The sequence below is a fragment of the Ensifer adhaerens genome, from assembly GCF_000697965.2.
Taxonomy (GTDB): Bacteria; Pseudomonadota; Alphaproteobacteria; order Rhizobiales; family Rhizobiaceae; genus Ensifer; species Ensifer adhaerens.
Genome location: NZ_CP015880.1, coordinates 2,925,236 through 2,949,277, shown reverse-complemented (window position 1 = coordinate 2,949,277; position 24,042 = coordinate 2,925,236). Strand labels below are relative to the sequence as shown.

The following is a 24,042-nucleotide window of genomic DNA, read 5'->3' as shown; positions in this document are numbered from 1 at the left end:
TGCCGCATGCCTTATTTTTGCAGCTAGGGGTTATTCTACGGGGAAGGGGGAAGCGATGAGCGCCGATCGCGGATCGAGAGTGGTTACGCATGTGGTGGTGATAATACTTGCCGCCACGTTGCCCGTGGCAATGTTTGGGGAACCTGGCGACGGGTACTTCGAGTTTCTCAAAGAATTTCAGACGCTGCTGACAGGCTTGTTGGCAGTGGGCGCCGCGGCGTACACGATCAGCGAGATGATCAAGAGTGATGCCAAGCAAGAGCAACGACATCGAGAAATGGTCGAGATCTCCATGCTTCCATCGAAACTCGCTGTCGCGAGGGTCGCCGAATATCTGCCTAAAAGCCTTCGGCACTACTGCGAGCAATTTCGCTTGTTCAGTGAGCTTTTGGACAAAGATACATTGCAACCTGCCTGGGACAAAGAAAGCGTCAGGCAGGTCATCCGGGCGTGCATGAGTGCTCACAATCTTCGCAAAGATTTGTTGAGCGAGCGGGTCACCTCTTGTCACTACCTCTTCGATCACGACGTCATGCAAAACCTCGAAGAGCTTCGTGGCTGGAGTGGTAGTCTTCTCGCGCGTCTGCCGGATGACTTCGCCATGCCAATCCTTGCTGAGGAGGAAGTGCCTGCCCGGCCGGCATGGTACAATCGCGGCCTCTATGCTTACCTGGAGGTCATGAGCCACTCGGCCGGAGTGCTTGCCGACGAAATCGATGAATGGGCGGAGCAATTTCATTTGCCGCCTCGGAAGGCGCCAGACAGGTCGGGTTGGATGATCCCCATGGATGCCGTATTTCCTAAGAAGCCGACTGACGGCTGAACCCAAGCTAGTTCGGCCAGCCGACCGGCTACCTTTCACCGTCTCGAAAGCAATCCTGTGCATTCTGCAATCGGCAATTGTCCCGAGAGGTTTATGATGTCGGCTGGCTACCGGGCGTATTTCGTGGCGCTCGCGATTGTTATCGCCACAGCGGTTTTTGTGTTGATCTTTACCGGCGAGGCTCGAACGCTCGATGGATCCTCGGATAATTTTTTCCGGAACGTCCTGTACGATTTCCAGACGCTGATTACCGGCGTTCTTGCGCTTGGGGCCGCCTGGTGGACCGTGCACACGATGCAAATTGCGGACGTCAAAGTTAACCGGCGACACGAGCAGGCGATGGAACTCGGTCTGCGAGGTGACAGACTTAGGATTGAACGGGCGCTTAACCCTCAGGGTTTTGAGCTGGGCGCTTGGCACGGGAAGCTCCCCGAGCTTCAGCGACGCACAGAAACTTCGGATCTCGCGAAAGTTTATTGGGACATATTTCATCTTCAGCGAGGGATTGCTGATATCCTCAGCCGCACGCAGTTCATCGCCGGCGCCGAACTTTTTGGCGGAGACCTGGCGCACCGCGTCCTGGACATGCAGAGGTGGACCGAGAACATTTCCGGACCGGTAGACAACTGCTATCGGTTCTTTAATGACCCGATGCCTAAGTCGGACAAAGAAGAGTGGGAATTCAGTTGCTGGCTTGATGATCACGGCATCGAAGCGAAGCTCTACGATTATGTGAAGTACTGCCGAAACTTGATCCCGTCGCTGTTGGAGGGGTTGGAGACGGTCGGCGCTCAATACGGCGTGAAAGTAAGCCATATTAGGCCCTCGCTAGATCGATTGTGACGGCCTGCCAATTGGCCGCGATCGACGATCGCTCGTAGCATCGCACATACGTCTTGGAACCGACGACGCGCATGGCATCGCGGATCGCATCCATGGCCCGCTTCCAGCGCTCATCCTCGATTTCCAAGCGGAGCAGCATGAAGATCTCGGCCCGGTTGATCTGGCCGGCTCTGTCAGTGTTGAACGCCCGCGTCACGATCGCGCGTATCTCCGGCCGACTATCAGCTGACCATTCGTTCAAGCACTCGTCGACGAGACCCTTGGCGATTTGGAGCTGAGGTCCGAAATCCACCGCGTCCTGCACTTGTACTTGAACCTTCATCAGGCCGTCGAAGGTCATGAAGGTCTTGTTGCCTTTAGCGCCGCCTTTCGATGCTCCGTACTCCTGAGCAAGTAGTGCTTCAAGGGACGGTTCCATTCCGCAATCTGGAGATGACTGCTCGTGGCTGGCCGGTTACGGCATCAATCTCTAACGATTTTAAGATTGCAATGATTGATGAGGTAGATCTGACGCGAAAGCGCTCGTCTGAGGCACGCACAATCGCCGTCAATGGTGCGGCGGCTTCAAGGGCAATGTCAGCGCCGGTCCGCTCTTGACCCCGAACTGTCTGCGGAACTGCCTTGACGCGCTGCCGTCAAAGAGCGATTGCGGCAGCGGGGCGCCGATGGCCCATTTGTATTTGGCGTCCTGATCGTTGCTCAGCGCCTGATGCGCCACGGCGCTCAGGGGCAGGACGTATTCCGGCTTGCGCAGGCCTCTTTCGGAATTGCCGAGCCAGGTCAGTACCACCAGGATTTCGCCGCCGAGTTCCAACGCATCGAGTGCGAGCGGTTTTCCGCCGACGGAGGCGCGGACGGCCTGCTCGTGGAACTTGAACGCGCTGAGTTTCAGTTCGTTTTGCGGATCCGTCATTTCGGGCCTTCCTGGATATGTTGCTACGCTGTCTTGAGCGGCGATTCGTTCAGTCAGCGTCCCCTATCATAATCCCTCTGGCCATACATGGGGCTGATGATCGATGCAAAAAGGCGCCGCCATCGTCGATCGCAGCGCCTGCAGATGCGGCTTGAGAGGGTGTGCGTAGAAACCAGTCAGGCATGCTGCCCGGCTGCCGCCGCGGGGTAGGTCGCTTCAGCGATGAATCGACGAAGTGATCGTCGTGTAGTCCGGCAGGTCGATGTTGGCGATTTCGGCTGCGCGATATTGGGACAGGGCGAAGTGCATGATGGCGATCACGGTGATCGAGAAGACCAGTACGGTGACGTTGACGCCGAAAGCGGTTTTGATCATGTCCTTGTCCTCCAGTCCCTGCGTTCGTTGATGTGTGGCTAAGAACCGTGACATGGAGACTATCGTGTGGCGTCAATCGTGCTGTTCCCCGGGGAACATGGAATATGGTTGCTGAATTCTTAACCGGCGTGGCCTGAAAACCGCAGGTGCGGAGATCGCTTGCGATCGTCGGGGCTGCGGATAAGGTGCGCGGTCCGGGACCGGATCAGGACCGGACATCTTCACAGGCTGACGCCCTCGCAGAGTCGCGTTGGCCACAGCCGGACGCGCGGCACGCCTCGCGCTGCCACATTTTCAGAAGCGATTGCATCATGACCATCTCCATCCGCCCCTCCCGTCCATCCGATTTTCCGCGCACCTTCGAGATCTGGCGCAGCGCCGTTGTCGCCACCCATGATTTCCTGACGCCGGAGGATTTTGCTGCGATCGAGGTGCTGGTGCGCGACCAGTATCTGCCGGCCGCCGAGTTCTGGATCGCCGCGGATGAAAATGACCTGGCGCTCGGTTTAATGGGCATGAGTGGGGCGCAGATCGACTCGCTCTTCGTCCAGGCCGAGGCGCGCGGCGCTGGCGTCGGTCGGCGGCTTGTCGAGCATGCGATGAGCCTGCATCCGGTGCTGACGGTTGACGTCAACGAGCAGAATGTGTCCGGCGCCGGTTTCTATCGGCGAATGGGTTTTGAGGTGGTCGGGCGTTCGCCTGTCGACGATGCAGGCCGGCCCTATCCCCTGCTGCATCTGAGGCGCGGCTGAACGACGCGAGACGGCGCCCGATCAGGCGGCCGGCTTGTCGATGGTGATCAGGAAGAGGACGGCAGAGGCCGCCGGTTCGATGGTTAAGGAGGCTGCACCCGTCAGCACGGCCGTGTCGCCCGCTGCCAGTTCGGCCGTGGCGTCACTTGCGGTCAACCGCACGGCGCCGCCGTGGCAAAGCACGAGGGTCGTGCCCCCCAGGCTTTCTGCCCTGTGCGGATGATCGAGTGCCAGTCGCTGAACCGAGTGCGTGAGCCTGCCGCGCCGTGTCATGACGTTGAGGTCGACGATCGGACCGTCGACGAGGGTCGCTGATGTCGCGACGTCGGCCGGGAAGGGGAGCGGCGCCGTCTCGCCGGTCAACAAAGCGGGCTTGCGACCCTCGATCATCAGCCGCATACCCTTGCCCTGAAGGATCGACAGCGTGCGGTCGATACCGGGGAAGCTGGAGAAGGGGCCATCGGTGGCGACGGTCGCCATGCTGACGCGCCAGTCGAAATCGGCAAGCGACGCCTTCTCGGGGAAAATGGCGATCTCCACCGTCTCACCGCCGCCGTTCTTCCAGGGCATGCGCTTGTAGTCTTTCGCGCAAAGCAGCTTCATGGCGTGCCTCCTTCGATCAGTGTGCGCATGCGGGCGAAGTCGCCGTTGAGCGGCCGGTCGTCGGCATAGGTGGGGATTTCCGAGCGAATGCGCCGGTAAAGCGCGTCGGTGCGTGCGGCGCGGCCACGCGGCTGCAGGTCATAGGCCTGCGACGCCGCAAGCAGTTCGATCGAAAGGATCGTTTCGAGGTTGTCGGCGATGGCAAGTGCCTTCCAGGCGGCCGGCGTCGCATGCGTCAGGATGTCCTCCTGCAGCGCCGAGGTGATGCCGCCATCGAGGCTGGCGGGGGCCGCGAGGCGCCGGTTTTCAGCGGCAAGTGAGGCGGCGGTGTACTGGGCGATCATCAAGCCGGAGGCAACACCGCTATCGCCGGCGAGGAAGGCCGGCAGGCGGCTCACCAGCGGATTGACGAGCCGGTCGATGCGGCGCTCGGAGATGGCAGCGACTTCGGCAACGGCGACGGCCAGGCTGTCCATGGCAAGGCCGAGTGCAGCGCCCACCGCATGGGCCTGCGAATGCACCTCCGGCGCTTCGGGCGTGCCCGACACGGCCGGGTTGTCGGTGAGGCTTGCAAGCTCGCGGTCAACGACTTCGGCGACGTGGGCCAGTGCATCGCGGGCAGCGCCATGCACATGCGGCACGGCACGAAGGCTTAAAGGATCCTGCGTGCGGGTGCCGGCGGTCTCGGCGAGCATCGGGCTGCCGGCAAGAAAATCGCGCAAGGATGCTCCGACCTCATCCAGCCCCTTGGAGCGGCGAAGCGCCAATGGACCGGCGGCAAAGGCATTCGCCTGGCTGCCGAGGTTTTCATAGGTCATCGCGGCGGCGGCATCCGCCCAGTCGAAGAGGTGCGTAGCGCGCGACAGTGCCAATGCCGCAAGGCCGGTGGCGCAGGGCGTGCCGTTGACAAGGCTCAGGCCCTCCTTGGCTTCGAGCCTGAGCGGCTTGAGGCCGATCCGCGCGAGCGCCTCGACGCCGCTGATCTTGCCCTTGCCGTCATCGACGGTGCCGTGGCCGATCAGCACGAGGCCGATCGCGGCCGCATGGGTGAGATAGCCGACCGAGCCGCGCGAGGGGATGTCGGGGATGAGGTTGGCGTTGAGCAGTGCCAGCAGCGCCTCGACTGTCTCGATGCGCACGCCGGAATAGCCGTGGGCGAAGTTGGCGATCTGGGCGGCCATCACCGCCCGGGCTTCGGGCCGGGCGAGCGGTTCGCCAACGCCGCAGGAATGGCTGAGGATGATGTTGCGCGATAGCGCCTGCTGGTTCTCGCGGTCGATGACGACGTCGCAGAGCGCGCCGACACCGGTGTTGATGCCGTAGCCGCGGATGCCGCGCTCGACCAGAGCGTCGACGACCCGGCGAGCGTGGACGATGCGCTGGCGTGCTGCATCGGAAAGCGCGAGCGGTGCGCCATTGGCGACCGCTGCGATTTGCTTCCAGGTCAGTGGTGCATCGAGGACTACATTCTCACTCATGGGCTTCCGGTCGTCCCTGTCGGCGTTGCACGAAGCGGGCAACGTAATCGTTGGCCGGCCGTTCCAGAATATCGTCCGGCGTGCCGACCTGCACCACCTGGCCGTCCTTGAGGATGGCGATTTCCGAACCGATGCGCAGCGCCTCGTCGAGATCATGGGTGATGAAGACGATGGTCTTTGAAAGGTTCTGCTGCAACTGCAGCAACTGGTCCTGCATGTCGGCGCGGATCAAGGGGTCGAGTGCCGAGAAGGCCTCGTCCATCAGGATCACATCGGTATCGGCGGCCAGCGCCCTAGCCAAGCCGACGCGCTGCTTCATGCCGCCGGAAAGCTGATGCGGGTACTTGGCGTCGTAGCCGGCAAGGCCGACGGTCTCGATCCATTTCATGCCGATGTCGCGGGCCTCGGCCTTGGGCAGGCCGCGCACGCGCTGGCCGTAGATGACGTTCTGCAGCACGGTGCGATGCGGCATCAGCGCGAAGCTTTGGAACACCATGCTCACGCGGTGCATCCGGAAGGTGCGCAGCGCTTTGGCGTCGAGGTCCAGGATGTTGCTGCCGTCGAAGGCCACTTCGCCGCTGGTCGGCTCGATCAGCCGGTTGATATGGCGCACCAGCGTCGACTTGCCGGAGCCGGAAAGCCCCATGATTACAAAGATCTTGCCGGCGCCGATCGTCAGGCTGACATTGTTGAGACCGACGCTGCAACCGGAGCGGGCGAGGATTTCGGACTTGTTGAGCCCTTCCTTGGCCATGGCGAGTGCGGCTTTCGCGTCCTGCCCGAAGATCTTGTAGACGTTGCGGATCTCGATATCAGCCATTGCGGGGATCCTCCGTCCGGCTCTTGCCGAAGCCTTGCGTGATGCGGTCGAGAACGATCGCGAGAATGACGATGCCGATACCGGCTTCCAGCCCCTTGCCGACGTCGAGCGTCTGGATGCCGTTCAGCACCTGCTCGCCGAGGCCGCGGGCGCCGATCATCGAGGCGACGACCACCATCGACAGCGCCATCATGATCGTCTGGTTGAGGCCGGCCATGATTGTCGGCGTAGCGAGTGGCAGCTCGACACCGAAGAGGATCTGGTTGGGGCTGCCGCCGAAAGCGGTCGCTGCTTCCACCACTTCATGGTCGACCTGGCGGATGCCAAGATCGGTAAGGCGAATGAGTGGCGGCACGGCATAGATGATGGTGGCGAGGATCGCCGGGACCTTGCCGAGGCCGAAGAGCATCAAGGCCGGGATCAGGTAGACGAAGCTCGGCATCGTCTGCATGACGTCGAGCACCGGCAGGGTGATGCTGCGCACGGTCCGGCTCTTGGCGACGAAGATGCCCATCGGCACGCCGATGACGACGGAGACGATCGTTGCCATCAGCATCAGGGCGAGCGTCTGCATCGTCAGGTCCCAGAGGCCGAGCACGCCGACGAAGAACAGCAGCACGCCGACGGCGACCGTCAGGGTCCAGCGCTTCGAGCTTTGCCAGGCGAGCGCCATGAAGATCAGGATGACGACCCACCAGGGCAGGCCGCGCAGGATCCATTCGATGAATAGAACGGCTTTCAGAATGACGGCGCTGATCGCCTTGAAGACCCAGCCATAACCGCTGACCAGCGCCTGGATGAAATCGTTCACCGGCCCGCGAATGGAGAGATTGAGAGAATCCGGAAACATCGGATGCGTTCCTTGCTCGGGCTGCCAGCGGACACAGATCGGCCGCCGGCGGCACTTGCCACGGGTATGTGGCCGGCCGCCGGATCAGGATTCATCGCCGCGCTAGACGCGGCGATGAAGCCCAAGTCAGCGGCTGGTCGCGATTACTTGAGGCTGGCTTCGATCTTGCCGCGGGCTTCGTCCGAAACCCACTTGCCCCAGACATCGGCCTTGGTTTTCAGGAACTCGGCGGCCGCTGCCGTCGCGTCGACCTTGTTGTCGGCCATGTAGGCGAGGCTGCCGTTGACGGCGTCGAGCGGGAAAGTCGCCTTTTCGAGGATGGCGATGATTTCAGGGGCTTCCTGCGCGAAGGTGCTGTTGACGCCGTAGGAGACGTCGACCGACGGGAAGGCGCAGCCCTGCTCGCGCTTGCCGTTGGCGCTCGAAAGCTCCTTCCAGCACTCTTCGCTATAGGCCGGCTCTTCGAGTTGCACGAGCTTGAACTTGCCCATGATCGCCGTCGGCGACCAGTAGTAGAAGAGGATCGGTTCGCCCTGGAGGTAAGCGGACGTGATGGCGGAATCGAGCGCCGTGCCGGTGCCCGGGCGGAAGTTCACATAGGTTTCGCCGAGCTTGTAGGCTTCGAGCTTGGCGGAGCTGACGCCCTCGCAGGTCCAACCCGAGGGGCAGTTGAGGAAGCGGCCCTTGCTGGGCTCTTCCGGATCGGCGAAGAGCTCGACGATCTTGGGGTCGGAGAGCTGCGACACGCTCTTCAGGTCCGGCGCCTTGGCTTCAAGGCTGCGCGACGCATCGCCCTTGATGACGTATTCCGGCACGAACCAGCCTTCGCTGGCGCCGACGAAGGTCTTGCCGACGGCGACGACCTTCTTTTCCTCGACCGCCTTGTTCCAGACGTCCGAACGGCCGAGCCATTCCTCGGCGAAGATCTGGACGTCGTTGTTGGCGGTTGCCTGTTCCAGCGTCACCGAGTTGCCGGGGATCGAATCCACCTGGCAGTCGTAGCCCTTGGCAAGAATGGTCTTCATCACTTCGGTGATGAAGGCGCCGCTTTCCCAATCGATGCCGGCGAACATGACGGTCTTGCCGTCGCCGCAATACGAAGCGCTGGCGCTGCCGGTGGAGGCCGCGAGCACGAGGCCGGTTGCGGCCAGGGTGAGTTTCAATTTGTTGATCGACATTAAGCTGTTCCCTGATTTGATTTTTGGCTTTGACGATTACTTCAGTTTCATCAGCACCCGCGCAAAGGCGCGGTCGATATCGTCCTCCCGGTCGTGGCGTCCGTTCCGGATCTTCCACGCGCCCGCGACCATGACGTCGCGGACAGTCTCGCCGCCGAGTGCAAAGAGCCAGCGGTCGAGGATCTGGTTGTCGGTGGCGGCGGCGATGTAGGGATTGCTGCCGTCAAGCACGACGAAATCTGCGCGCGCGCCGACGGTGATGCCGGCCGCCTTCTGACCGGCGGCCTGGGCGCCGCCCTTGAGCGCCGCGTCGAAGATGGTTCGGCCGATCGAGGCGCCCGGCCCGGTGGCCAGCCGGTTGCGGCGGCGGTCGCGCAGGCGCTGGCCGTATTCGAGCAGCCGCAGTTCCTCGGCGACGCTGGTCGCCACGTGGCTGTCGGTGCCGACGCCGATGACGCCGCCTTCGGCCATGAAATCGACCGCCGGGAAAATGCCGTCGCCGAGATTGGCCTCGGTCGCCGGGCAGAGTCCGGCAACGGCGCCCGAACGCGCCAGACGCTGCCGTTCGCTTTCCGTCAGATGCGTTGCGTGGATTGCGCACCAGCGTGCGTCGACGGGCATTTCATCGAGCAGCCACTCGACCGGGCGGCGGCCGCTCCAGGCGAGGCTGTCGTCGACTTCCTTGGTCTGCTCGGCCACATGGATGTGGATCGGACCGGCAACGGGTGCGGCATCGAGGATGATGCGCATCTCCTCGGGCGTTGCGGCGCGCAGCGAATGGATGGCGTAGCCGAGCGTATGGCCGGCGTCGCGGCAGAGCGGCGCGAGCCGCTCAAGCAGTGCGAGGAAATGATCAGGATCGTGCAGGAACGGCCGCTGGCCGGGATTGGGCGCGACGCCGCCGAAATTGGCGTGGGCGTAGAAGACAGGCAAATGCGTGAGGCCGATGCCGGTCGTGCGGGCGGCAGCGAGAATGCGCAGCGACATTTCGGCCGGGTCGGCATAGGGGGTGCCGTCGGCCTGGTGGTGCAGATAGTGAAACTCGGCGACGTGGCCGAAACCACCCTTCAGCATTTCCATGTAGAGCTTGGCGGCGATCGCCTCGACGTCGTCAGGGTTTACCAGCCCGACGGTGCGATACATTTCCTCGCGCCAGGTCCAGAAGCTGTCGTCGCCGCTGCCCGCCACTTCGGCAAGGCCGGCCATGGCGCGCTGGAAGGCGTGGGAGTGAAGGTTGGCGATCGCCGGGATCAGCGGCCCGGCCGTGCGCTCGTCGCTGCTAGCGGCGGCGCTGCCGGTTTCGATCGCTGCGATGCGACCGGAAGCGTCGAGCGAAATCGCGACGTTTTCGGCCCAGCCGCCGGGCAGGAGAGCCCGTTCTGCAAAGATCCGGTTGACGGGAAAACTAGCCATGTGCATTTTCCTGTACGTAGTTGTATATGGAACTATAGATATTTTACGCTGGCGCGCAAGCGTGAAATGAACGAAAAGATTCGAGGGCGAATGCGCATGATTTGTTCGGCGGCGCGGAAAGGCGGGGCTTGAGTTGATGACGGCACTGGGAAAACGGAACGAGACAATCGCTTTCGAAGACGGCCCGATGCCGCGCTACGAGGCGGTCAAGCAGTTCATCCGCAGCCGCATCGAGAGCGGTGAATGGCCCGCTCATCATCGGATCCCCTCGGAAAACGAGATCGTTGCCGACCTCGGCGTCAGCCGCATGACCGCCAACCGGGCGCTGAGGGAACTGGCAACCGAAGGCGCGATCACGCGGGTGCAGGGCGTCGGTTCTTTCGTCGCCGCGCACAAGGGTAGCACTGCGCTGCTCGAAGTCCGCAACATCGCCGACGAGATCCATGAACGTGGCCACGCCCATACGTCGTTGATGACGCTGCTCAAGGAAGAGGTCGCGACGCCTGACATCGGCTATGCACTCGGGCTTGCCACCGGCGCCCGCGTCTTCCATTCGATCATGGTGCACTCGGAAAACGGCCTGCCGATCCAGATCGAGGATCGTTTCGTCAATCCGGCGATCTGCCCGCGCTATCTGGAACAGGATTTCCAGGCGATGACGCCGAACGCCTATCTGACGGCGATGGCGCCGATCACCCGCACTGAGCAGATCGTCGAAGCGGTCGCACCGCAGCTCTGGGAATGCAAGTTGCTCGGCATCGACCGCAACGAACCGTGCCTGATGATCCGGCGCCGCACGTGGTCGGACGCAGGCAATGTGACGACGGCGCGGCTGCTCTATCCCGGCACGCGCTATCGGCTCGAAGGCATGTCGCAGTAGGTTGCGGGTGGGTGTAATCGGGAAACCGCACATCTTTTCCTTGATCCCGCTCTATTCTCGACAACATTCCGGTCGATTCGGAGGATCGACCGCCTAAGGGGAGGATGACGAGATCATGGTTGAGGACCCGCTGAAGCTTCGCACCGAGCTCCCGAGACCCGATGTCGGCGCCGAGGAGGCGCGTTCGCTGCTCGCCGAACACTATGGCCTGTCGGGCACGATCAGCGAGCTCGGCAGCCAGCAGGACCGCAACTACCGTCTCGACACCGGCGAGCGGCGCTATGTGCTGAAGATCTGCCGGGCGGAATACGAACCGCTGGAACTGGAAGCGCAGAATGCGGCCTTGCGGCACCTTGGCAAACGTCTGCCGACGGCACGCGTTGCTGAGGTCGTGCCCTCTCTCAAGGGCGAGGCGATCGAGAGCGTTGCCGTCCGCGGCGCGGATTATCGCATCCGCTTGCTCACCTATCTCGAAGGCGAACCGCTCACCCGGCGCAAACATCTGTCGCGCGAAGCCGTGGCTGCTCTCGGCGGCCTGGCGGGTCAGCTCGCGTCGGCATTGGAGGACTTCGAGCATCCGGGGCTCGAGCGGGAACTGCAATGGGATCTGAGGCGCGCCGGCCCCGTCGTCCTGCATCTGCTTACCGATATGGCGGACCAGCAGCGCAAGAAGCGCATCGCTGAACTGATGGTCGGTGCCATGCGGCGGTTGCAGCCGCTTACCCCTGAGCTCAGAACCCAGGCGATCCACCATGACGTCACCGACGACAATGTGGTCAGCCGGCTCGACGTGGCCGGCCGGGCGATGCCGGACGGCGTCATCGACTTCGGCGATATCCTCAATGGCTGGCTGGTTGCAGAACTCGCTGTTACCTGCGCCTCGCTGCTGCATCATGCGGATGGAGACCCCTGGTTCATCCTACCCGCGGTCAAGGCGTTTCATGCGGCATGCCCGTTGACCGAGGTGGAACTGAAGGCGCTTTGGCCGCTGATCGTCGCGCGCGCTGCGGTGCTGGTCGCAAGCTCCGAACACCAGCTCTCCCGCGAGCCCGACAATGCTTACGTCGAGGGCAATGCCGCGCATGAGCGGGAGATCTTCGAGGTCGCGTCGTCGGTGCCTTCGGCATTGATGGAGCACGCCATTCTTTCGGCCGTCGGCTTCGCACCGGACTCGGCCCGAGTGACCGGTGAGAGCCTGATCCAGGGGCTCGGCCCCACTGACGTGCGCCAGATCGACCTCTCGATCCTGAGCCCGCTGTTGCCAGAGGAGCGCTGGCAGCACCAGGGATTGCCGATCTCGCTGCTGCAACACGCCGCCCATGCAATCGGCATCGCGACGACGCGCTATGGCGAATACCGGATGACGGAGACCCAGCTGCGGTCACCGAAGCCCGATGCCACCTTCGCACTGCATGTCGACATCTGCCTGGAGGCCGGTCGCGAGATTGTCGCTCCCTTTGCCGCCCGTATCGTCCGGCAGGACGGGCTGCTGGTGCTCGAAGGGGCCGAAGCCAGCCTGTTTCTCGAGGGCGTGGGAGCCGGTGCCGACCTCGAGGAGACGATCGTTGCTGGTGCCGTGCTGGGCGTCGTCTCTGGTGAACAGCACTCCTACGGCCTGATCCGCGTCCAGCTTTGCCGCGAGCATGGTCTCGTGCCTCCGCTTTTCGTCGTGCCGCGTCAGGCGGCGGCGTGGAAGCACTTGTGCCCGTCGCCGGCCGGCGTCCTCGGCTTCGAATGCGATGGGCCGGAGCCGCACAGCGAAACACTGCTTGCCCGCCGCCAGCAGCACTTCGCCAGGCCGCAGAAGAACTACTACCTGAAACCACCGCAGATCGAGCGCGGCTGGAAGGACCATTTGTTCGACATCGAGGGCCGCAGCTATCTCGACATGGTCAACAACGTGACCATTCTCGGCCATGGGCATCCGCGGCTTGCAGCCGCGGTGGGGCGGCAATGGTCACTGCTCAACACCAATTCGCGTTTTCACTATGCCTCCGTCGCCGAACTCTCGACGCGGCTTGCAGCGCTCGCGCCGGATGGGCTCGACACGGTGTTTCTGGTCAACAGCGGCTCGGAGGCGAACGATCTGGCACTGCGGCTCGCCTGGGCCTATTCCGGCGCGCGCAACATCGTGAGCCTGCTCGAGGCCTATCACGGCTGGACGGTCGCGAGCGACGCAGTGTCGACCTCGATCGCCGACAATCCGCAGGCGCTCGAAACCCGCCCGGCCTGGGTGCATCCGGTCACCGCGCCCAACACCTATCGCGGCGAGTTCCGCGGCGCCGACACGACCGACAGCTATGTGCGCTCCGTCGTCAAGAAACTGACCGAGCTGGACGCGGCGGACGAGAAGCTCGCGGGCTTCATCTGCGAACCGGTCTACGGCAATGCCGGCGGTATTCCGCTGCCGAAGGGCTATCTCGACGCGGTCTATGCCATGGTGCGGGCCCGCGGCGGCGTCTGCATCGCCGACGAGGTGCAGGTCGGTTATGGTCGCCTCGGAGACTATTTTTGGGGCTTCGAGGAGCAGGGCGTCGTGCCCGATATCATTACCGTCGCCAAGGGCATGGGTAACGGCCATCCGCTCGGCGCCGTCATCACCCGCCGCGAGATCGCCGATGCGCTGGAGAAGGAGGGGTACTTCTTCTCGTCCTCGGGCGGCAGCCCGGTGAGCTCCGTCGTCGGGCAGGTGGTCCTGGATATCCTGACCGAAGAACGGTTGCCGGAAAACGCACAGGTGGTCGGCGGCTATCTGAAGGCGCGGCTCGAAGCGCTAGGGCAGCACTTCCCGCTGATCGGCGCGGTGCATGGCATGGGACTCTATCTCGGCGTCGAATTCGTGCGCGATCGGGAGACCCTGTCGCCGGCGACCGAGGAGACGGCGGCGATCTGCGACCGCCTGCTCGATCTCGGCGTCATCATGCAGCCGACCGGCGACCACCTGAACGTGCTGAAGATCAAGCCGCCGCTCTGCCTATCCTGCGAGAGCGCCGACTTTTTCGCCGACATGCTGGGCCGGGTGCTGGAGGAAGGCTGGTAAAGGCGAAAACGCCGCGGGGAGGGCCGCGGCGTCTCGTTGGCGCTTTTCCTTGGATGAGCAATTCCAAACGGGAGACTTTGCCGGAACTGCTCCTGGGAGATCAGCGTGCCGGCGGGGCGTACATCAGGCCGCCCTGGCTCCAGAGTTTGTTGAGACCGCGATCGATCTTCAGCGGGCTGTCCTTGCCGAGGTGGCGTTCGAAGACTTCGCCATAGTTGCCGACGGCGGAAACCACCTGGTAGGCCCACTTCGGATCGAGCCCCAGCGACTTGCCGGCTTCGTTCTCGATGCCGAGGAAGCGCTTCTGGGCGTTCGTGCCGCTTTCGAGAAGCTTTGCGGCATTGTCCTTGGTGATGCCGAGTTCTTCGGCTTCGGTCAGCGCGAACAGCGTCCAGCGCACGATCTTGAACCACTGATCGTCACCCTGGCGGACGGCCGGACCGAGCGGCTCCTTGGAGATGACTTCCGGCAGCACGACGAAACGATTGGGGTCGTTCAGCGTCAGGCGCTGGGCATAAAGCGCAGAAGCGTCGGTCGAATAGACGTCGCAGCGGGCGGTGTTGAAGGCCTGGATCGTTTGGTCGGCCTTTTCGAAGGCGACGACCTGGTACTGGATGTTGTTGGCGCCGAAATAGTCGGCCATGTTCTGTTCGGTCGTCGTGCCGGTCTCGGTGCAGACGGAGGCGCCCGAGAGTTCCTTGACGCTCTTCACGCCGAGGTCGTTGCGCACCATGAAGGCCTGGCCGTCATAGTAGTTGACGCCGACGAAGCTCATGCCGAGATCGGTGTCGCGCGACAGCGTCCAGGTGGTCTGGCGCGAAAGAAGGTCGGCCTCGCCCGACTGAAGGGCGGTGAAGCGCTCCTTGGTCGACAGCGGTACGTATTTCACCTTGTCGGGATTGCCGAGCGCTGCGGCAGCCACAGCGCGGCAGAAGTCGATGTCGAAACCGGTCCATTCGCCCTTGTCGTTGGGCGCGGAAAAGCCGAGCACGCCCTGGCTGACACCGCAGCGAAGTTCGCCGCGTTCCTTGATGACGTCGAGCATGCCGGCGTTGGCGGCGGTGCCGGCAAGAAATGCCGTGCTCGCCAGTGCCAGAACTCCAAGTTTCATTCCAAGTTTCATTGTCCTGTTCTCCTCATTGATGTTTTTAGGGCATGCGTCTTCGTGCCGGGATGCGTGTCGGGCATCCCGGTCATTGCGTTTGGTTTTTCTGCTGTTCGACCCGGCCTTAACCGAGCGTCCTTGCGACGTCCGCAAAAGTCTCTTCGAGCACGGCGAGCAGGTGATCGGCATCGCGTTTCGAGAAGATCATCGGCGGGCGCATCTTCAAGATGTTGTCATGCGGGCCTTCGGTGCCCATCAGCACGCCGCGGCGGCGGGCGCCGTTGGAGACGGCGCGGGCGAATTCGGTTGACGGTGCTTTGGTCTTGCGGTCGGTGACAAGTTCGATGCCGAGGAAGAGACCCATGCCGCGCACATCGCCGATCACCTCGTAGCGGGTCTGCATGGCGCGGAAGGCATCTATCAGATAGTTGCCGACCGAAAGCGCATTGCCGCGCAGATCCTGCCCTTCGATCACGTCAAGCACCGCGAGACCGACGGCGCAGGAGACCGGGTTGCCGCCGAAGGTATTGAAATACTCCATGCCGTTGTTGAAGCTGTCGGTCACCTCGCGGGTGGTGACGACGGCTGCGAGCGGATGGCCGTCGCCGATCGGTTTGCCCATGGTGACGACGTCAGGCACGACGCCTTGGGTCTCGAAGGCCCACCAATGGCTGCCGACGCGGCCGAAACCGACCTGCACTTCGTCTGCGATGCAGACGCCGCCGGCCTCGCGTACGAGGCGATAGACTTCCTTCAGGTAGCCCTCCGGCAGGAACACCTGGCCGGCGACGCTCGGGATCGATTCCGCGATGAAGAAGCCCGGGCCTTCGCCCTTGGCCTTCATGGCCTGGATCAGTTCGGCGACGCTTTCGGCAAAACGCTTGCCGTGTTCCTCGGCCGGCCAGTCGGCCGGCGCATGGTAACTGTCGGGAATGGTTGCCACATGCACATGCGGCTTCGGACCCTTGCCGCCCTTGCGGCGGAACTTGTAGGGGCTGATGTCGATCAGCTCCTGCGTCGTGCCGTGATAGGACCAGTCGAGCGTGATCGCATTCTCGCGGCCCGTATGGGCGCGCATCAACCTCAGCGCCAGGCTATTGGCCTCCGAACCGCTGTTGACGAAACCGGCGACCGTCAATTCCTTCGGCAGCGTTGCCGTCAGCCGCTCGGCATAGGCGACGATGTTGTCGTGCAAGTAGCGGGTGTTGGTGTTGAGGATCGCCGCTTGCTTTGCCATCGCCTCGACCACTGCCGGATGGGCGTGACCGATGTGGCAGACGTTGTTGAAGCAATCGAGATAGGCGCGGCCGCTGTCGTCGATCAGCCAGACGCCTTCGCCGCGCACGAACTTGATCGGCTTGTCGTAGGAGATCGAAAGGTTCGGCAGGAGCAATTCCTTGCGGCGCTTGACGATCTCCTCGTGCGAACGACCTTTCTTCTCGTAGAACTCCTCGGCGATGCCGGCGAAAGTGCGCGCATCGGGGAAGAGTTCGGTCCAGACGTCGAGGAACTGCGGCTCGCCGACGCCGAGGATTTCGGTCGCCGACAGAGCGGTGTCGGTCGAAAGCTGCAGGTGCAGATGCGGCGCCCAGCCGCCATTTTCCTTCGGCGCTCCCATCTCGCCGACAAGCGCGCCGGCCGCAAGCCGGTCGCCGGCCTTGATGCGTCCCATGGCTTCGTGCGCCATATGACCCCAGAGCGTGACGAAGGGCGGGCATCCCTCGGGCTCATGGCGAAGTGCTATCAGGCAGCCATAACCGAGCGGGTCCTTCTCGATCTCGACGCTGACGACGGTTGCGGCAAGCGGGGTGTAGAGCCTGGTGCCGGCGGCCATGAACAGGTCGAGCCCGAGATGGCGAGTGCGGCGGGTGTGGTCGATGAAGCGCGAGACGAACATCTCGCCGGCATAGACGGTGCGTTCCTCGCCAAAAGGTCCGATGCCGAGTTCGACGCCATGCGCGCGACAATAGTCTTCCCAGATCGCCTGGGCTTCATCCGGCTGTTCGCCAGCGGATTTTATCGTCATCGGGTGGGTGGGGTCGCCATAGGGGACGAGCGCTGCCGGATAGGTGGCGGCGGGGCGTTCGAGCAGTGGCTTCAGCGACTTGCGGTTCGCGTTGATCCAGGCGGAAACCTTGCGGGCACCGGATGTTGCCTCGAAGCCGCAGGCATGCCGCAGGATGGCGGTGGCGAAACGCGGATTCATCCGGTCGAGCTTGCGCAAAAGCGTCCAGGCCGGCCGTTCGCTGATGGCGAGATAGGGATTGTCGTCGGTATGGGCGCGACGGGACGCCGAGATCGTGACCGACGTGACGAGGCGCATGGCGATGAGATCGAAGAGCAGATCGACCTCTTCTTCCGCCAGCGGATACTCCGCATGGAAGCCGCGGGCGATTGCCGCAGCGGCGCCGATCGGATCGGGATGGTCGAGCCCGGCATAGGCGGCGGCGATCGCCACCTCTGCAATCACGGGCGCATGCAGGGCGTCGCCGAAATCGATGAGGCCGGAAATGGTGTCGTGATCGACTTTATCGACCAGGACGTTCCAATCGTTGGCGTCGTTGTGAATGACGGCGGCGCGGAGGGTTGCAAGCCGTGGCGCCACGGACTTTTCGAAGCGGACAAGGAAGCGTTCGAGCAAGGCACGGTCTTCGGCCGAGGTGACGTGGTGCAGCCGGTCGGTCGAGCGGCCGGCATGGCGGATATCCCAGTCGAGATCGCGTAGCGCGCCCGGATGCATGAAGCCCTTGAGCGAGGCATCGAAGCGGCCGAGCATCCGTCCGAGCGACTGTAGCGCCGCATCGTTGCGCCCGGTTTCGGCAAGCGGCAGGCCCTCGACCCAGCTGACGAGCCGCAGGCGGTGGGTGACGCCGCGCGTGCTCGTGGTCGAAGCAAGGCTCGCGCCTGACAGCGTCGGGCGGATATGCGGCACCGGCAGGTCGGCGGCATGGGCGCCGACGTGGCTGAGCAGTGCGGTCTGGAAATCGCTTTCGACCTCGGGCTCGGCACCATTGATGATCTTCAGAATGGAGATGCTGCCGTCCTCAGCCTCGACCTTGAAGTTCTGATCGCGTTCGCTGGCAAGCAGCGACAGCGTAGCGGAGAGGCCGTAATGCTCCTTCAGCAAGGCGGCTGCCGCTTCGGTCGAAAAGTCGGGCGTGGTCTTCAGCATATCGTTCATGGGGATCCTCATCTCGATGACGAGATTTGCATGGGCTGTGCTCCGATGCATCCGGCAATATGCCGGTTGCACCGGCACTATGTTTATAATAACCGTCATCTTGTCGGCAGGCACGGAGGAGGGGACATGCAGGACATCGACGCGATCGACCGCACCATCCTCAGCATTCTGTCGCAGGAGGCGCGGATCCCGATGAAGTCGCTGGCGGGCCGGATCGGGCTCTCCAGAAGCGCGACGACCGAGAGGGTCACGCGACTGGAAAAGGCCGGCGTCATTCGCGGCTATCGCGCCGATATCGGCCAGCTGGACGAGGGCACGATTCAGGCCTTTCTGCTGGTGACGCTGAAGCGCACGCCATCGATCGGCGTGCTCGACCGGCTTGCCGGTTTCTCTGCGGTCCGCAAGGTGTCCTCCGTCAGCGGCCAGCTGGATCTCGTCGTCGAGGTCGAGGTCGGCTCGATCAATGCGCTCAACGAGCTGCGCAACGAGGTGGCGACGATGGACAATGTCGAGGATCTGACCACCTCGATCGTGCTTAGGCGGGATATCGAGCGAAGCTGATACGCCGCCAGCGGAACCGAGGGCGCCTCGTCAGCCCTCGCTCAGCATCTCCGCTTGCGGAGCAAGCCGTTCGAGCAGCGAGCGGCGCACGCGGCCGATGTCGCGCATCGGTGGCTCGCCGAAATGGCGGGCATATTCGCGACTGAACTGCGACTGGCTTTCATAACCCACCTGATGGCCGGCATCGCCGGCGTCGAGACTCTCCTCCAGCATCAGCCGCCGGGCCTCCTGCAACCGAAGCTGTTTCTGGTATTGCAGGGGGCTCATCGCGGTGATCGCCTTGAAGTGATGGTGTAGCGACGAGACGCTCATGGAAACACGGTTGGCGAGATCGTCGATCCGCAAGGGCCGCGAATAGTGTTCCTTCAGCCAGGCGACTGCGCGGCCGACCTGATGCGGCTGGCTGTCGGTCGTCGCCATCTGTCTGAGGCGATGGCCGTGCGGCCCGGTCAAAAGCCGGTAGAGGATTTCCTGCTCGATCAGTGGCAGCAGCGCAGGGATATCGTCCGGCCGCTCGAGCAGACGCAGCAAGCGAAGTGCGGCATCTTCGAGTTCGACAGTGATCTTGCTGACGCTCATGCCGCGCACGGAGGCGGCGGGTGTCGGCAGCTGCGACAGGGACGCAAGCAGCGCCTGGATCTTACCGGGATCGAGCGTGAAGGCCATGCTGAGATAGGGCTCGTCTGCAGAGGCCTGGCAGACTTGGGACAGAACCGGCAGGTCGATCGACGTCAGCAGATAATCCGAGGCGCCGTAGATCAGCGTCTCTTCGCCGAGCACCACGCGCTTTGCTCCTTGCACGATGATCGCCAAACTCGGCCTGTAGGCGGAGCAGTTGACCGGGGCGTCGCCGCCGTGGCGGTGCAGGCTCAGGCCGGCAATCTGCGTCATGTGATCACCGTCGGTTTTGGCAAACCGGGCAATGACGTCGATCATCTCGGGACGGGCGGTCTGTCGCGTGGCTGTCATAATCTCAGGTCTTTCCAGCGGCTTAGCGTTGTGCGAGGCAACGCTCAGATAGGGTCTCGACGTGCCATCTCCAGGATGTCGCTGTCAATCTTGTAGGATCGTGCAAAAACTTTGCAGGATCGCTCTAACGCTTGCAGCGTGCGCACCCTCATAGTTCTGATGCGTCAGGCCGGGCTCCCTCCGGACCTGCACCCTTTCCCAAAATGAGGACAGACTGATGGCCATTGCAAGAGGATATGCGGCGACCGATGCGTCGAAGCCGCTGACGCCCTTCACCTTCGAACGCCGCGAACCGCGCGACGACGACGTGGTGATCGAGATCAAATATTGCGGCGTCTGCCACTCGGACATCCACCAGGCCCGCAACGAATGGGGCAACTCGGCCTTCCCGATGGTTCCGGGCCACGAGATCGTCGGCATCGTCACGGCGGTCGGCTCCAAGGTGACCAAGTTCAAGGTCGGCGACCGCGCCGGCGTCGGCTGCTTCGTCGATTCCTGCACCACCTGCGCTACCCGCGATCTGGATCTGGAACACTACATGCCCGGCCTGGTCGTGACCTATAACGGCGTCGAAGCCGACGGCAAGACACCGACCCAGGGCGGCTACTGCGACAGCATCGTCGTCAAGGAAGGCTACGTTCTGTCGATCCCCGAGAACCTGCCGCTCGACGCTGCGGCACCGCTGCTTTGCGCCGGCATCACGCTCTATTCGCCGCTGCGCCACTGGAAGGCCGGTCCCGGCAAGAAGGTCGCGATCGTCGGCATGGGCGGTCTCGGACATATGGGCGTCAAGCTGGCGCATGCCATGGGCGCAGACGTGACCGTTCTCAGCCAGACGCTTTCCAAAAAGGAAGACGGGCTGAAGCTCGGCGCCGATCACTACTATGCCACCAACGACCCCGAGACCTTCACGGCGCTGGCGGGCACGTTTGACCTGATCATCTGCACGGTTGCCGCCGAGATCGACTGGAACGCCCACCTCAACCTGCTCAAGGTCGATGGCGATCTGGTGCTGGTCGGCATTCCGGAGAACGCCGTGCCGGTGCATGCCTTCTCGCTGGTGCCGGCGCGCCGCAGCATTTCCGGCTCGATGATCGGCTCGATCAAGGAGACCCAGGAAATGCTCGACTTCTGCGGCGAGCACAACATCGTCTCGGAAATCGAAACGATCCGCATCCAAGAGATCAACGAAGCCTATGAACGCGTCGTCAAGAGCGACGTGCGTTATCGATTTGTCATCGACATGGCATCGCTGCAGGACGCCGCCTAAGCTGAAAGCAGACGGCCCGGGATCTGTGTAGATCCCGGGCCGTTCTTTTATTTTTCTGCGACAGAGGCTCACACCAGCGGCAGCGGCCCGTCGTTCTTGATCTCTTCCATGACAGCATAGGTGCGGGTCTCCTTGACGCCCGGGAGCGTCCAGAGAACCTGGCCGAGGAAGTTGCGGTAGGCCGCCATGTCCTCGAACCGCGTCTTGACCAGATAGTCGAAGCCGCCTGCCACCATGTGACATTCGAGCACGGCCGGCGCCTGTTTGACGGCGGCGGCGAACTGGTCGAAGACGTCGGGCGTCGTCTTGTCGAGCATGACCTCGATGAAGACCAGCAGCCCGAAGCCGAGCTTCTGCGGGTCCAATCGCGCGCCGAAGCCCGAGACGTATCCTTCCTTCAACAGCCGGCGCAGACGTTCGCTGGTCGCGGTCGGCGACAGGCCGATGCGATCGGCAAGCTCCAGATTGGTGATGCGGCCGTCCGCCTGGAGAATGTTGAGAATTCGTCGGTCAATCTTGTCGATCTGATGCATCGTGCCTCCCAACCGTGCCTCAGGCGGCAAGCCGCGTTTCCGCGAGCTTCACCCAGTAGGAAATGCCGTGCGGGATCGCCTCGTCGTTGAAGTCATAGGCCGGGTGATGCAGCCCGGCGGTGTCACCGTTGCCCATGAAGATAAAGGCGCCGGGGCGGGCAAGCAGCATGTAGGAGAAATCCTCACCGCCCATCATCGGATCGAGCGACGGCTGGACATTGCCGGCACCGGCAATCTCGGCTGCCGCCTGCAAGGCATAACCGGTCTCGTCGGCATGGTTCACAGTTACCGGATAGTTGCGGTTGTAGGAGACCTGGACGGTCGCGCCGTAGATCTGGGCAACACCCTCGGCAATCGTGCGGATGCGGCTTTCGCCGATCTCGCGCACCTCAGGCATGAGGGTGCGCACGGTGCCGCCAAGCACGGCTTCCTGCGGAATGACGTTGTGGGCGAAACCGGCATTGAACTTGGTGACGGAGACGACGACGGAGGCGAGCGGATCGACTGTGCGCGACGCAATCGTCTGCAAGGCGGTCACGATCTGCGTTCCGACGATGATCGGGTCGATCGTCTTGTGCGGCTGGGCCGCATGGCCGCCGCGGCCCTTGATGGTGATGGTGAACTCGTCGGTCGAGGCCATGATCGGGCCGACGCGGCTGCCGAACTGGCCGACGGGCATGCCCGGCATGTTGTGCATGCCGTAGACTTCGGCAATGGCAAAGCGCTCCATCATGCCGTCCTTGACCATCTCGTTGCCGCCGCCGCCGCCTTCTTCTGCAGGCTGGAAGATGACCGCGACTTGGCCGGCGAAGTTGCGGGTTTCGGCGAGATACTTCGCCGCGCCGAGAAGCATGGCCGTGTGGCCGTCGTGGCCGCAGGCATGCATCTTGCCGGATGTCTCAGAGGCCCAGTCCTTGCCGCTCGTCTCGGTGATCGGCAGCGCGTCCATGTCGGCGCGCAGACCGATGGTGCGGCCCGCGCCGAGATTGCCGCGGATGAGGCCGACGACGCCGGTGCGGCCAAGCCCCGTCACGATTTCGTCAACGCCGAACTCCTTCAGTTTCTTTTCGACGAAGGCTGCCGTATTTTCGACCGCGAACAGGAGCTCCGGATTCCTGTGCAGGTGGCGCCGCCATTCGGTGACTTCATTCTGGAGCTCGGCGGCACGGTTAAGTATCGGCATCGTTTCGTCCTGTCGGTCTGTTCGATCACTAATTGTATCTGCGTATCGGTGTGGATTGGCACGACTGCCCGTGAATGGGCTTTGCCATCTCCTCGCCATATAGGCTAAATAGCCGGACGAGACGAGGCAACAGCGGATTTTCGAGGTCCTATCGTGGTGACAGCAGGATTTTTCACGCGTGGCAAGATGAAGGCGCTCGGAGTGACGGCGGCGACATGCGCCACACTTCTTGCGGCGCTGCCGGCTGCGGCCAATCCAAGGCTGGTCGTCGACGTCAATTCGCTGAAGGTTTACGAGCACCAGGATATCTTCCAGAAATGGTATCCGGCGTCGCTGACCAAGCTGATGACGGCCTACACGGCCTTCCGCGCCATCAAGTCCGGTCAGCTCACGCTCGAGAGCCCGGTCATCATGACCAAGAACGCCGCCGCCGAGCCGCCGAGCAAGATGTTCTACAAGCCCGGCCAGGCGATGACGCTCGACAGCGCGCTGAAGATGATGCTGGTGAAGTCGGCAAACGATGTTGCGGTCGCGATCGCCGAAACGGTCGCCGGTTCGGAGCCCGCCTTCATCGAGCGGATGAATGCCGAGGCCCGCCGCATCGGCATGACCTCCTCGAACTTCATCAATCCCAACGGTCTGCCTGGTCCCGGCCAGTACACGACCGCCCGCGACCTTGCGGTACTCGCGATCACGCTCAAGCGCGAGTTTCCGCAATACGCCTCCTATTTCTCGCTGGAAGGTTTCACCACCGGCAAGAAGGATTATCCGAACTACAACATGCTGATCGGCCGCTTCGAAGGCGCTGACGGCATGAAGACCGGCTTCATCTGCGCCTCCGGCTTCAACCAGGTTTCATCCGCCACCCGCGAGGGGCGCAGCGTCGTCTCGGTCGTGCTCGGCGAGGACAGCCTCGGTGCGCGTGCGGATGAGTCCGCACGGCTCCTGCAGATGGCACTGACGACGAACGGCAACGGCAAGCCGTCGCTGGTGCAGATCCCGGCCTATGGCGAGACGCGCGACATGGTGGCCGATGTCAGCAAGCAGATCTGCTCGAAGGCGGCCGCGAAGGTTCGCAGCGAGGGTCGCGACGAAGCCGGCCGCCAGAAGCTGCTCTCGCCCTATATCCACGAAATCAACCGGCCACTGAAGCTTGCCTTCGCCGGGCTGATCGCCGGCAGCGGCGAAAAAGCGCCGAAGCTTGCCGGCGACCCGGCCGGCCAGGGCGATGTCGCCAATGTGCCGATCCCGGTGCCGCGGCCGACCTTCTGA

Annotated in this window: 21 protein-coding genes and 1 pseudogene; 8 read left to right on the top strand and 14 right to left on the bottom strand. The window is 63.1% G+C overall.

The window, feature by feature from the left end; genetic code table 11:
- The first annotated feature begins 55 nt into the window (after window positions 1-55).
- Together FA04_RS14385 and FA04_RS14380 are read left to right on the top strand one after the other, a co-directional pair.
- The gene (locus FA04_RS14385) at window positions 56-823 is read left to right on the top strand and encodes a hypothetical protein (protein WP_034806463.1); all 768 of its coding nucleotides are present in this window, start codon (window positions 56-58) and stop codon (window positions 821-823) included.
- A 93-nt stretch (window positions 824-916) separates the two neighbouring features.
- On the top strand, window positions 917-1,666 hold the full coding sequence (locus FA04_RS14380; protein WP_034806466.1) for a hypothetical protein: 750 nt from the start codon (window positions 917-919) through the stop codon (window positions 1,664-1,666).
- Here the strand turns inward: FA04_RS14380 and FA04_RS14375 are convergent.
- The 3 genes and pseudogenes from FA04_RS14375 to FA04_RS35160 all read right to left on the bottom strand — a co-directional run.
- Window positions 1,641-2,069, bottom strand: a pseudogene (locus tag FA04_RS14375) (DUF3164 family protein); the annotation flags it as partial. The gene FA04_RS14380 and the pseudogene FA04_RS14375 sit on opposite strands and share 26 nt — an antisense overlap.
- A gap of 144 nt (window positions 2,070-2,213) precedes the next feature.
- The gene (locus FA04_RS14370; RefSeq protein ID WP_034806483.1) at window positions 2,214-2,579 is read right to left on the bottom strand and encodes a hypothetical protein; all 366 of its coding nucleotides are present in this window, start codon (window positions 2,577-2,579) and stop codon (window positions 2,214-2,216) included.
- A 216-nt stretch (window positions 2,580-2,795) separates the two neighbouring features.
- Window positions 2,796-2,954 carry a hypothetical protein gene (locus tag FA04_RS35160; RefSeq protein WP_156133954.1) on the bottom strand — a complete coding sequence of 53 codons (159 nt, stop codon included), beginning with the start codon at window positions 2,952-2,954 and terminating at the stop codon, window positions 2,796-2,798.
- A gap of 311 nt (window positions 2,955-3,265) precedes the next feature.
- Between FA04_RS35160 and FA04_RS14365 the strand changes: the two genes are divergently transcribed.
- Window positions 3,266-3,706 (top strand): acetyltransferase, encoded by a 441-nt coding sequence (locus FA04_RS14365; RefSeq protein WP_034806719.1) that lies wholly within the window; start codon window positions 3,266-3,268, stop codon window positions 3,704-3,706.
- A 21-nt stretch (window positions 3,707-3,727) separates the two neighbouring features.
- On the opposite strand, the gene FA04_RS14360 is transcribed toward FA04_RS14365, so the two are convergent.
- From FA04_RS14360 to hutF, 6 genes are all read right to left on the bottom strand, one after another.
- Window positions 3,728-4,309: a HutD/Ves family protein gene (locus FA04_RS14360; RefSeq protein WP_034806486.1), complete on the bottom strand. Its 582-nt coding sequence runs from the start codon at window positions 4,307-4,309 to the stop codon at window positions 3,728-3,730.
- Complete coding sequence (locus FA04_RS14355) at window positions 4,306-5,787, bottom strand: HAL/PAL/TAL family ammonia-lyase (protein ID WP_034806489.1); 1,482 nt, start codon at window positions 5,785-5,787, stop codon at window positions 4,306-4,308. The genes FA04_RS14360 and FA04_RS14355 overlap by 4 nt, the downstream gene beginning before the upstream one ends.
- On the bottom strand, window positions 5,780-6,607 hold the full coding sequence (locus FA04_RS14350; RefSeq protein WP_051659742.1) for a quaternary amine ABC transporter ATP-binding protein: 828 nt from the start codon (window positions 6,605-6,607) through the stop codon (window positions 5,780-5,782). Before FA04_RS14350 ends, FA04_RS14355 begins: the two co-directional genes overlap by 8 nt.
- Entirely contained in the window at window positions 6,600-7,457 is an 858-nt protein-coding gene (locus tag FA04_RS14345) for an ABC transporter permease (protein WP_034806492.1), read from the bottom strand. Before FA04_RS14345 ends, FA04_RS14350 begins: the two co-directional genes overlap by 8 nt.
- A 143-nt stretch (window positions 7,458-7,600) precedes the next feature.
- A complete protein-coding gene (locus FA04_RS14340; RefSeq protein WP_034806494.1) occupies window positions 7,601-8,635 on the bottom strand; it encodes an ABC transporter substrate-binding protein in 1,035 nt (344 codons plus the stop codon).
- Window positions 8,636-8,671: 36 nt separating this feature from the next.
- A complete protein-coding gene (gene hutF, locus FA04_RS14335) occupies window positions 8,672-10,048 on the bottom strand; it encodes a formimidoylglutamate deiminase (RefSeq protein ID WP_034806497.1) in 1,377 nt (458 codons plus the stop codon).
- Between the two features lie 136 nt (window positions 10,049-10,184).
- On the opposite strand from hutF, the gene hutC reads away from it, so the two are divergent.
- A complete protein-coding gene (gene hutC, locus FA04_RS14330) occupies window positions 10,185-10,928 on the top strand; it encodes a histidine utilization repressor (protein ID WP_034806500.1) in 744 nt (247 codons plus the stop codon).
- A gap of 115 nt (window positions 10,929-11,043) precedes the next feature.
- Window positions 11,044-13,968 (top strand): aminotransferase, encoded by a 2,925-nt coding sequence (locus tag FA04_RS14325; protein WP_034806503.1) that lies wholly within the window; start codon window positions 11,044-11,046, stop codon window positions 13,966-13,968.
- 100 nt (window positions 13,969-14,068) lie between these two features.
- Here FA04_RS14325 and FA04_RS14320 read toward each other — a convergent pair whose 3' ends face one another.
- Window positions 14,069-15,079, bottom strand: coding sequence for an amino acid ABC transporter substrate-binding protein (locus FA04_RS14320; protein WP_034806725.1), 1,011 nt, complete (start codon window positions 15,077-15,079; stop codon window positions 14,069-14,071).
- Window positions 15,080-15,197: 118 nt separating this feature from the next.
- On the bottom strand, window positions 15,198-18,254 hold the full coding sequence (locus FA04_RS14315) for an aminotransferase class III-fold pyridoxal phosphate-dependent enzyme (protein ID WP_034806506.1): 3,057 nt from the start codon (window positions 18,252-18,254) through the stop codon (window positions 15,198-15,200).
- A 126-nt stretch (window positions 18,255-18,380) separates the two neighbouring features.
- Here FA04_RS14315 and FA04_RS14310 point away from each other — a divergent pair, with 126 nt between their 5' ends.
- Window positions 18,381-18,815, top strand: a complete 435-nt coding sequence (locus FA04_RS14310; RefSeq protein ID WP_034806510.1) for an Lrp/AsnC family transcriptional regulator — start codon at window positions 18,381-18,383, stop codon at window positions 18,813-18,815.
- A 30-nt stretch (window positions 18,816-18,845) separates the two neighbouring features.
- Here the strand turns inward: FA04_RS14310 and FA04_RS14305 are convergent, their stop codons facing one another.
- A complete protein-coding gene (locus FA04_RS14305) occupies window positions 18,846-19,784 on the bottom strand; it encodes an AraC family transcriptional regulator (RefSeq protein WP_034806513.1) in 939 nt (312 codons plus the stop codon).
- Between the two features lie 217 nt (window positions 19,785-20,001).
- On the opposite strand from FA04_RS14305, the gene FA04_RS14300 reads away from it, so the two are divergent.
- Window positions 20,002-21,054 carry an NAD(P)-dependent alcohol dehydrogenase gene (locus FA04_RS14300; RefSeq protein WP_034806516.1) on the top strand — a complete coding sequence of 351 codons (1,053 nt, stop codon included), beginning with the start codon at window positions 20,002-20,004 and terminating at the stop codon, window positions 21,052-21,054.
- A gap of 68 nt (window positions 21,055-21,122) precedes the next feature.
- Here FA04_RS14300 and FA04_RS14295 read toward each other — a convergent pair whose 3' ends face one another.
- On the bottom strand, window positions 21,123-21,587 hold the full coding sequence (locus FA04_RS14295; protein WP_034806518.1) for an Lrp/AsnC ligand binding domain-containing protein: 465 nt from the start codon (window positions 21,585-21,587) through the stop codon (window positions 21,123-21,125).
- A 19-nt stretch (window positions 21,588-21,606) separates the two neighbouring features.
- Window positions 21,607-22,770 carry a M20 aminoacylase family protein gene (locus tag FA04_RS14290; RefSeq protein ID WP_034806520.1) on the bottom strand — a complete coding sequence of 388 codons (1,164 nt, stop codon included), beginning with the start codon at window positions 22,768-22,770 and terminating at the stop codon, window positions 21,607-21,609.
- Between the two features lie 201 nt (window positions 22,771-22,971).
- On the opposite strand from FA04_RS14290, the gene FA04_RS14285 reads away from it, so the two are divergent.
- A complete protein-coding gene (locus tag FA04_RS14285) occupies window positions 22,972-24,042 on the top strand; it encodes a D-alanyl-D-alanine carboxypeptidase family protein (protein ID WP_034806728.1) in 1,071 nt (356 codons plus the stop codon).